The 7853-nt window shown below is 49.7% G+C and carries 10 protein-coding genes; 3 read left to right on the top strand and 7 right to left on the bottom strand.

Going from position 1 to position 7853, the window contains the following annotated elements; genetic code table 11:
- Positions 1-214: 214 nt before the first annotated feature.
- Positions 215-1129 carry a M20/M25/M40 family metallo-hydrolase gene (locus OB13_RS16800; protein WP_461491334.1) on the bottom strand — a complete coding sequence of 305 codons (915 nt, stop codon included), beginning with the start codon at positions 1127-1129 and terminating at the stop codon, positions 215-217.
- A gap of 109 nt (positions 1130-1238) precedes the next feature.
- On the opposite strand from OB13_RS16800, the gene OB13_RS16795 reads away from it, so the two are divergent.
- Entirely contained in the window at positions 1239-2483 is a 1245-nt protein-coding gene (locus OB13_RS16795) for a tetratricopeptide repeat protein (protein ID WP_461491333.1), read from the top strand.
- Between the two features lie 183 nt (positions 2484-2666).
- Here the strand turns inward: OB13_RS16795 and OB13_RS16790 are convergent, their stop codons facing one another.
- The 6 genes from OB13_RS16790 to OB13_RS16765 all read right to left on the bottom strand — a co-directional run bounded on the left by OB13_RS16790 (position 2667) and on the right by OB13_RS16765 (position 6272).
- A complete protein-coding gene (locus OB13_RS16790) occupies positions 2667-3626 on the bottom strand; it encodes a UDP-glucuronic acid decarboxylase family protein (protein ID WP_461491332.1) in 960 nt (319 codons plus the stop codon).
- Positions 3627-3628: 2 nt separating this feature from the next.
- Positions 3629-4975 (bottom strand): UDP-glucose dehydrogenase family protein, encoded by a 1347-nt coding sequence (locus tag OB13_RS16785; protein ID WP_461491331.1) that lies wholly within the window; start codon positions 4973-4975, stop codon positions 3629-3631.
- 371 nt (positions 4976-5346) lie between these two features.
- On the bottom strand, positions 5347-5463 hold the full coding sequence (locus OB13_RS16780) for an asparagine synthase-related protein (RefSeq protein ID WP_461491337.1): 117 nt from the start codon (positions 5461-5463) through the stop codon (positions 5347-5349).
- 54 nt (positions 5464-5517) lie between these two features.
- Positions 5518-5652 carry a hypothetical protein gene (locus tag OB13_RS16775; RefSeq protein WP_461491330.1) on the bottom strand — a complete coding sequence of 45 codons (135 nt, stop codon included), beginning with the start codon at positions 5650-5652 and terminating at the stop codon, positions 5518-5520.
- Complete coding sequence (locus tag OB13_RS16770; RefSeq protein ID WP_461491336.1) at positions 5649-5774, bottom strand: asparagine synthase-related protein; 126 nt, start codon at positions 5772-5774, stop codon at positions 5649-5651. The genes OB13_RS16775 and OB13_RS16770 overlap by 4 nt, the downstream gene beginning before the upstream one ends.
- Positions 5775-6071: 297 nt before the next feature.
- Positions 6072-6272, bottom strand: coding sequence for a hypothetical protein (locus OB13_RS16765; RefSeq protein WP_461491335.1), 201 nt, complete (start codon positions 6270-6272; stop codon positions 6072-6074).
- 323 nt (positions 6273-6595) lie between these two features.
- On the opposite strand from OB13_RS16765, the gene OB13_RS16760 reads away from it, so the two are divergent.
- The gene (locus tag OB13_RS16760; protein WP_461491329.1) at positions 6596-7495 is read left to right on the top strand and encodes an alpha/beta fold hydrolase; all 900 of its coding nucleotides are present in this window, start codon (positions 6596-6598) and stop codon (positions 7493-7495) included.
- Positions 7496-7516: 21 nt separating this feature from the next.
- Positions 7517-7789: a hypothetical protein gene (locus OB13_RS16755; protein WP_461491328.1), complete on the top strand. Its 273-nt coding sequence runs from the start codon at positions 7517-7519 to the stop codon at positions 7787-7789.
- Positions 7790-7853 lie beyond the last annotated feature (64 nt).

Genomic DNA, 7853 nt, shown 5'->3' with positions numbered 1-7853 from the left:
CTATTAAAGAAAGTTTATTCATTTGACTTTTCCAAATATTCACCGGCAAAGCTTTACGCGGCAACCGGGCGCTATATTCTTATTTACTAGCTGCTTGCAGCCAAGCTAGGCTTTCCTGCCTCCTCCGCACACGGACCCTACCGCTACGCGCCTCAAAAGGCATAAAAAAAGGCCGGTTTTTATCTCCGGCCTTTCTATAATCCATTCTTCGGTGTTACAACTTCTGCATCAGTACCTGGTAGAGGGCCACCATGCTGTCGATATCTTTTTTGTTCACGATCTCATTTGGGGTATGCACGTTGTCCTCGGGGGCACCTACAAAGCACCAGTCCCAGGGGTAGGGGCCATGCTGTAGTTCCTTGGCATCGCTGCCCCCGGCTCCTTCCACTTCCAGCTGGTAAGGTATACCTGACTCCCGGGCTATACCTATAATTTTCTGCACGTACGCCCTTCTCGGGATCAGGCTGTCCCGCATCGAAATAACAACCCCATTTCCTGGTTGCACGCCTTCCGTCACCCAGGTGATATCAGAAATCAAGGCCTGATGCACGCCGTAGCGCTCCGCAATATACTTGGACAGGTAAGCCACGGAGCCGCCCCCGTGCTCTTCCCAGCTGCTGAAGGCAATGATGCCATCTTCGAGTGTTTCAGCGACTTTAAGGGCGCTCCATACGCCGAGCCGGTTGTCCAGGTAACACGACTGCACGGTTTCTTCGGTCTCCCTGAAATCGCACTTAAACACCAGCTCCGTACCGCGCTCGATTTCCCGCTCATACTTATACCTGAGCTCCATCTCCTCTTCGTCCACCTCCAGGGTACAGTCTATTTTTCCCTGGGCATCCTCCCCTACCAGTTGATAGCCTGTCTCCAGGTCCGGGCCGCCAATCTTAACCAGCTGATTTCCATAGCGCACTGTAAAACCAATGGAATCAATATGGGCGAAGATCGCCGTGCGGGGCTTACCGAATATAAGCAAAATACAATCCTGAAAGCCTTCGCCATAAAGTATGACAGGTTGCTTTTTCCACTGAACTTTATGCGCTTCTATATAGTTAAGCAGAAAATCGGACAGTTCTTTCTCGTTGCCGGATGGCGCGTGTATGCTGCAGAGTTGCTTCAGGAGTTTCATATTTTATTTCTTTTGTATCAATTCAAAATTAATATAATTGTTGTACTTTTATTACCTGCCTGTCCTGGAATAGGTGATTAGCGTTGCGTCCCGGATTTCTTTTTAACACATGAAGAAGATTGTATTTGTTTTCCTCGGTATTCTTATATCAGCCTTTGCTTCGGCCCAGACGAATAAAGTGCAGCCGGATACGGTGATGAGAGAAATCACAATGCAGTCTGTGGAAGTGATACCGAGTGCGGGCCACGTCAAAGGCATGCTCCTGATGGACCTTGATATTCAGTACGAGTTGGAGGGGGCTGTGGATAACATGTACAACTTTAAGTATGCACTGGCTGAGAAACAGTTTAAGTCGCTTCGCCGCCGTTACCCCGATCACCCTTTGCCTTACTTCCTCATGGGCCTCAGCCAGTGGTGGAAGATCGTACCGACTAATATCCAGACACGGCAGTACGACGACCTTTTCTTTGCTTATATGGATTCCACCATTCAAAAAGCAGAGAAAATGTATGACAGAGACGAAAAGAACTTTGAAGCAGCTTTTTTCCTGGCGGCTGCCAATGGCTTTACGGCTCGCCTGCACTCGGAACGCAGCAACTGGCGCAAGGCTACCGTAGCCAGCAAACGTTCCCTGGAGTTTCTGGAAAAAGCCAAAGCCGGCAACGGCCTGAGCCCGGAATTTCTTTTTGGGGAAGCTTTATTTAACTACTACTCTGTCTGGATACACGAGAATTATAAAATGCTTCGCCCCGTGCTGGCCTTCTTCCCCAACGGCGACAAGCGCTTAGGGATCAAACAACTCCGCTATGTAGCCAATACAGGCTTCTATACAGGCACAGAAGCCAAGTTTTTCCTCATGAAAATATATGCCAATGAGGAAGGCAACATGGAAGCGGCCCTGGAACTGGCGCATGATCTGGCAACAAAATATCCCAACAATGCCTACTTCCAGCGTTTTTATGCGCGTGCTTTGTTCGTTCAGGGGCATTTTACCTTGGCTGAACGTGTTTCGTTAGACATACTAAACAAACTGGATCAGCAAATGCCGGGCTACGAGGCTGTGAGCGGTCGCTATGCGTCCTATATTCTGGCTTACATCAATCAGAACAAGTACAGGGACCTGCAAAAGGCAAAGAGCTACTACCAGAACTCCATTATGTTTGCAGAGATGAGCAATGAGCGGGACTCAGGCTACTTTGTAAACTCCTACCTGAATCTGGCCCGCATTGCAAAACAGGAAAAAGACATCAAAATGGCGAAGCATTATTATGCCGTTGTATTGGAATCTTCAGAAAAGAAGGCTGCCGCCCACAAGGAAGCAAAAACCTTTTTGAAGGCTCATAAGAAGAACTAGGGAAACAGGCTTAGGAAGGATTTTTGTATGGGTTGGTCTACCCTGGAGTTTGACGCTACCAACCAAATGGCATAGGCAGGTATGGCTGCAGGATATACTGCCTTAGACGATCTATAAAGTAAAAAGGAAGGCCCCAACAGATCGGGGCCTTCCTTTTTTTTGACTGCAATTACGGTTGACGTTCTATACCCGCTCAGCAGGTATTTGGATCTTATCCTTAAAATATTCCAGCGTTCTCTTGAGTCCTTCGGCACGGTCTACCTTTGGCTCCCAGCCAAGTATCTCCTTTGCTTTAGAGATATCCGGCTGGCGTTGTTGCGGGTCATCGGTTGGCAAGGGCTGGTATTCTATTTTAAGCTCTGCACCGGTGAGCTTGCATATTTCCTCGGCAAATTCCTTAATAGTAATTTCCGACGGGTTACCGATATTCACCGGCATATGATAGTCACTCAGCAGCAGGCGGTATATCCCTTCTACCAGGTCATCAACATAGCAGAAAGAGCGCGTCTGGGAGCCATCGCCGAAGATACTCAGCGGTTCGCCCCGTAGTGCCTGGCTCAGGAAAGCTGGCAATACACGGCCATCGTCCAGTCGCATGCGCGGGCCGTAGGTGTTGAAGATACGCACAATACGCGTCTCCAGCCCGTGGTGCATGTGGTAGGCCATGGTCATGGCCTCCTGGAAGCGCTTGGCTTCATCGTAGCAGCCGCGCGGTCCTACCGGATTCACGTTGCCCCAGTAGTCTTCCTGCTGCGGGTGCACCTGCGGATCGCCGTATACCTCAGAAGTAGATGCAATCAGCATACGCGCTCCCTTGGCCATGGCAAGTCCTAAGAGGTTATGTGTTCCAAGCGAGCCCACCTTCAGGGTCTGAATCGGGATCTTCAGGTAATCTATCGGGCTGGCCGGGGAGGCAAAATGCAGGATATAGTCCAGTTCACCCGGCACGTGCACAAATTTGGACACGTCGTGGTGGTAGAACTCAAACTGCTCCAGTTTGAAGAGGTGCTCGATGTTCTCCAGGTTACCTGTGATGAGATTGTCCATCGCAATCACATGGTAGCCTTCGGCAATTAATCTATCGCAAAGGTGAGAACCGAGAAACCCGGCTCCGCCTGTTACTAATACTCGTTTTCTGGCCATTATTATACGGTTGCTTTTAACTGCTTTTCGCCTTGCTTAATACCGATCCCGAAGTAGGTGAAGCCTTTCTGCTCCATTTCCACCGGATCGTAGATGTTACGTCCGTCAAATACCACTTTCTCCTTCAGTAGCTTGCTCACTACGGCGAAGTTAGGGGACCGGAAATCCGGCCACTCGGTTACCAGCAGCAGCGCATCGGCATCGATAAGGGTTTCGTACTCGTCTTTGCCATACTCAATGCTGTCTCCCAGGATGTGCCGGGCCTCTTTCATGGCTACCGGATCGTAGGCACGCACTTTGGCGCCCTGCTCCAACAGCTTCTCAATGATCACCAGCGAAGGTGCCTCGCGCATGTCGTCTGTCTTCGGCTTGAAGGAAAGCCCCCACATGGCAAAGGTTTTGCCAGCCATCTCTCCGTTGAAGTAATTGCTGATCTTGTTGAAAAGCACTGACTTCTGCTTTTCGTTCACATTTTCCACGGACTTTAGCACGTCCATTTCGTAGCCATTTTCAGCTGCCGTTTTGATGAGCGCTTTTACGTCTTTTGGGAAGCAGGAGCCTCCGTAGCCAATGCCCGGGTAGATGAACTTGTTACCGATACGTGCGTCTGAACCAATGCCCCGGCGTACCATATTCACATCCGCTCCCATGATCTCGCAAAGGTTGGCGATGTCGTTCATGAAGCTGATTTTGGTAGCCAGCATGGCGTTGGCCGCATACTTGGTCATTTCAGCCGAAGGAATGTCCATGAAAATGAGCGGGTGTCCGTTCATCAGGAATGGCTTATACAGTTTGCTCATCATTTCCTGGGCACGCTCTGAATCTATACCTACTACGATGCGGTCGGGCTTGAGGAAGTCGTCGATGGCAGCCCCCTCTTTGAGGAACTCTGGATTGGATGCGACATCAAAGGCGATGTCGGCGCCGCGTGCCTCCAGTTCTTCCCGGATGGCGCGGCGCACTTTGGCTGCCGTCCCTACAGGCACGGTGCTTTTGGTCACCACTACCATGTAATCGGTCATGTGCTGCCCGATGGCTCTGGCCACAGCCAGCACGTACTTCAGGTCAGCCGAGCCGTCCTCGCCTGGAGGTGTACCTACGGCGATGAAAGCCACATCGCTCCCCTGTATGCTTGCGCTCAGGTCCGTGCTGAAGGATAGACGCTCCTTCTGTGCGTTGCGGGCCACCATCTCCTCCAGTCCCGGTTCGTAGATGGGCAGCACACCACGCTTGAGGTTCTCTATTTTCGTTTGGTCGATGTCAATGCACGTCACGTCAATGCCTACTTCGGCAAAGCAGGTGCCTGTCACCAGGCCCACATATCCCGTACCAACTACAGCTATTCTCATAGGTAAATATTATAATATGGATAGTACAAACTTACTGTTTTTATACAATTACTTTAAATAAAACATCATTATCCCTGCTTACATTCTGTATATCAGCTAATCCGGGCAGAACATATACTTCTTTCACCCTTGCTGAATTCGATCAGGCTCCATGCCTGAGCCGGTATGGTTCGGCCACTGGCACCCATTATACACTTCAGGAGGCACCGGATCTGATCCGGATTGGTTAGCTGCTGCGTTGCAATAAAATTGGCAGACAAATACGCTTCTGGCATTGGCCGGGTTTCTTCCTGCAACAAATTAAGCAATGGTATTTCAAATCTTTTTTGTATGTTATAGAACGCTTCGGGTAACCTGCTTTTGAACGTTTCCTACAGGATTTTCTTTCGCATGGAGGCATCGATTTTAAAGCTTACCGGCAACGAAAAGGCAAATTCAACAACCTGGCGATCCTGAAACAGGCTTTTCCCCTCTAATCCATGGGTCATCAGATCAATTTCAAGTAGCATATTGTTTGCTACAGTGGCCCGGTTGGCCTTCCGCTAGTAACGGTCTTTGGCAGACATACCAGCACCTTCAGCAAATCGCTGCAGTTGTCTTACTTTATTAGCGGCAAAAGAGTTGCGGGAAGCCGGCAATAAATTCCAGCGGAAAGGCCAACCTTTTACAGCTTTCATGCCTCCCCTCCGCTTAATAACTGATACTCAGCCGAGTGCTTGTTATACCCGGTAAACATTTCATCCGCACCATCACCTGACAAAACACATTTCAACTGATCTTTGGTACGCCTGCTGAGGATTTACAGGGCCAGTGCAAAAAATCCGCCAAGGGCCCGCTCCCAATGTCCAGCAAACCCTACAGGCGAAGCATATCCTGTGTTGTCCGCTGATACACGGTATGGTTTATCTTAGTGCCTTGGTAGCAATTTTTACGGCTTTCAACATAGAGAGACAGGCGCCGGCACTTAGGTAAGCTACAGAGGGAGGTATAGTCTACTTCACGTGGAACCCTCAGTCACAGCAAAGCGGCCTTCTCCGAACCAGGCAAAAATTTATCCGCGTCCCTGAAGTATAGCAAAGGCTTTTGGTCGTGCTTGTCAGGTATAGTCATCGCAAAGCCCTCGCAGCTTTTTCAGGCACTCTGGCCTCTCCCGCCTATGCAGTTGCAGCACGGCTTCCGTGTCTGAATCTGCTCGGAGGAAGGTATAGCCCGCTGCCTCCAACCTGGCACGCCGTTCTTTGTAATTGAAAACGCTCCTTTTTGGTATCCTGGAGTAGCGCCTGGTTGTATGCTGTATGGGTAGACGGGCCGATTAAGAGGGCGTGATGACAGAACGGCGCCGGTGTGCCAGGCTTACTTTCTCCAGCAGGTATAGCCGTTCTCCATCAAGCCCAGCTTTGCTCCAGCCCGTGCAGGGCCGCCTCCCTGCCTGATGCCGTGAAGGCATCTACACCTGACACTCCAGACATAAATCTCGGCATGTAAAGCTTTCTAAATGTGTGTTTAAATTTAATTCTACTGTAGGCTTCCAAAAAGCGACTCCAGCCAGCTTTTTTAATTTTGTCAACAACCTGCGCATCTATCTCAAGTATAGATTAGGGTAAATACCCTATTGAATCTATGAAACCAGACTGGCTGGACACCACAGAATATCCTTTCAAATCCAGGTTCCTGGAGTTAGAAGCAGGCAAAATGCATTACATCGATGAAGGGGAAGGCCATCCGATCGTGATGATTCACGGCACGCCTTCCTGGTCCTTCGTGTACCGCAACCTGATCAAGATCCTGAGCAAAAAATACCGTTGTGTGGCCCTGGACCTGATCGGCTTCGGGTTGTCGGATAAGCCAAAGGACTGGAGCTACAAGCCCAGAGCACATGCCCTCAACTTTGAATCGCTGATGGAGCACCTCCAGCTCAAAGATATCACGCTGCTCGTTCACGATTTCGGCGCCCCAATTGGCTTGGCATATGCGATCAAACATCCCGAAAGAATCAAAAACATTGTCATGCTCAACACCTGGACGTGGTCTTTGTCGAGTCACCAGACTTTTTCCAAGGCAAGCAAATACCTGATCGGTCCCCTGGGCAAGTTTCTGCATTCCAAACTGAACGTTACTACCAATACGTTGGTACACGAGCTTTTTGGCCATGAGAGCAAGCTCCCCGAAAAGATTCAGGAGCAGTATACGAAGGCATTAGGCGATCCGGATGAGCCTGTCAGTTCGCTGGCCTGTGCCCGTGAGCTGGTGGGTGTGAGCAAATGGTACGACGAACTCTGGAAAGAACGGAAAAAGATACGGGACATCCCTACCCTTATCCTGTGGGGAGAGCGTGATAAATTAGTAAAAATAGAGGCACTCCAGCGCTGGAAAAAGTTTTTCCACGAATGTTATGTGCTTCACTTCGAAGACAGCGGCCACTTTCTGATGGAAGAACGCGCCGACGATGTGGCCGGCTATGTCAGTAATTTTATAAAGGAGGAGGAAAAGAAAAAAGAGAAGGCCGAACACCAACATTAACCCACAAACCGAACGAATACTATGGAACCAGATAAATCACTAGACGAAGCCTTATTCCGCAGCCACTCAGCTACCGAAAAGGCAAACCAGGCACAACACCAACTCTATAACCTGCGGGCTCCCAATGAAAAGCAAGGCACAGCACCCCCTGCCTCACCACAGGCCGAACTGCATGAGTCGCCTAAAAACCTGATCCAATCGTGGCAGACGCTACGCAAACTGGATGCTGACCTGGCCAGCAAAAAAGCCGCAGATGCCATGAAAAAGAACAATAGCAACTCTCTAAACAAGTAAGCCCCTGTGGCTGTGTATTGAGAATCATCTTAAATAAAATAAAGAAAGGCAGTCTGACGTCAGA

The organism is Pontibacter sp. HJ8, assembly GCF_054824225.1.
This window is presented reverse-complemented; position numbering and strand designations above follow the sequence as displayed.

What these genes read in the sequence shown, in the direction of transcription:
- OB13_RS16795 (WP_461491333.1), top strand. Translation starts at nt 1,239, where the DNA reads ATGAAGAAGATTGTATTTGTTTTCCTCGGTATTCTTATATCAGCCTTT.
- OB13_RS16780 (WP_461491337.1), bottom strand. Translation starts at nt 5,463, where the DNA reads ATGACCCATGGATTAGAGGGGAAAAGCCTGTTTCAGGATCGCCAGGTT.
- OB13_RS16760 (WP_461491329.1), top strand. Translation starts at nt 6,596, where the DNA reads ATGAAACCAGACTGGCTGGACACCACAGAATATCCTTTCAAATCCAGG.
- OB13_RS16785 (WP_461491331.1), bottom strand. Translation starts at nt 4,975, where the DNA reads ATGAGAATAGCTGTAGTTGGTACGGGATATGTGGGCCTGGTGACAGGC.
- OB13_RS16800 (WP_461491334.1), bottom strand. Translation starts at nt 1,129, where the DNA reads ATGAAACTCCTGAAGCAACTCTGCAGCATACACGCGCCATCCGGCAAC.
- OB13_RS16755 (WP_461491328.1), top strand. Translation starts at nt 7,517, where the DNA reads ATGGAACCAGATAAATCACTAGACGAAGCCTTATTCCGCAGCCACTCA.
- OB13_RS16775 (WP_461491330.1), bottom strand. Translation starts at nt 5,652, where the DNA reads ATGAAAGCTGTAAAAGGTTGGCCTTTCCGCTGGAATTTATTGCCGGCT.
- OB13_RS16790 (WP_461491332.1), bottom strand. Translation starts at nt 3,626, where the DNA reads ATGGCCAGAAAACGAGTATTAGTAACAGGCGGAGCCGGGTTTCTCGGT.